The organism is Catenulispora rubra (assembly GCF_015356825.1).
In the GTDB taxonomy this organism is placed as follows: domain Bacteria; phylum Actinomycetota; class Actinomycetes; order Streptomycetales; family Catenulisporaceae; genus Catenulispora; species Catenulispora rubra.
In genome coordinates this window covers 1-512 of sequence record NZ_JAACYW010000727.1, presented here as the reverse complement: position 1 = coordinate 512, position 512 = coordinate 1, and the positions used below count along the sequence as shown (strand labels likewise).

General features: G+C 73.2%; 1 protein-coding gene. It reads right to left on the bottom strand.

Annotation, left to right across the window (positions count from 1 at the left end; genetic code table 11):
• Positions 1 to 512 (bottom strand): 2OG-Fe(II) oxygenase (locus GWK61_RS55165; RefSeq protein ID WP_194922372.1); only part of this gene is annotated, 512 nt, incomplete at both ends.

Sequence of the window (512 nt, the reverse complement as noted above, 5' to 3'; positions counted from 1 at the left end):
GGATTGGGCGCGGGGGCGTTGCTCGACGAGCAGGAACTCGCCGCCGGTGTAGTCGGTGCCGTAGGCGTCCAGGCCGATGACCGCCTGGAGCGGGAACACCAGGTCGCCGAAGATGTCGCGGTGCAGGGCGTTCCAGTCGCCGGGGCCGTAGCGGAGCAGGATCTGCGCCGAGCGGGCCTGGCCGGCGGCGTGGCACTGCGCCAGCCATTCGTCCAGGTCGTCAGGCCACGGTGCGGGGCGTCCCAGGCGCGCGGCCCAGTCGCGGGCGATGGGGAGCAGGTGCGGCCAGAGGGCGCGGCGCAGGGTGTCGACGGTGTCGGGCAGGTCGTGGGTGAAGTAGCGGTACTGGCCGGAGCCGAAGCGGTGGCGTGCCATGTCGACGGTCGTGCGGAAGAGTTCGGGGCGGTCGTAGAGGGCTGCGATGGCGCCGCATTGCTCGGGGGTGAGCAGCTGCGGGGTGGGGGCGCAGCCGTACGCGTCGAGCTCGGCGGTGATGGACGGCCAGTCGGCGG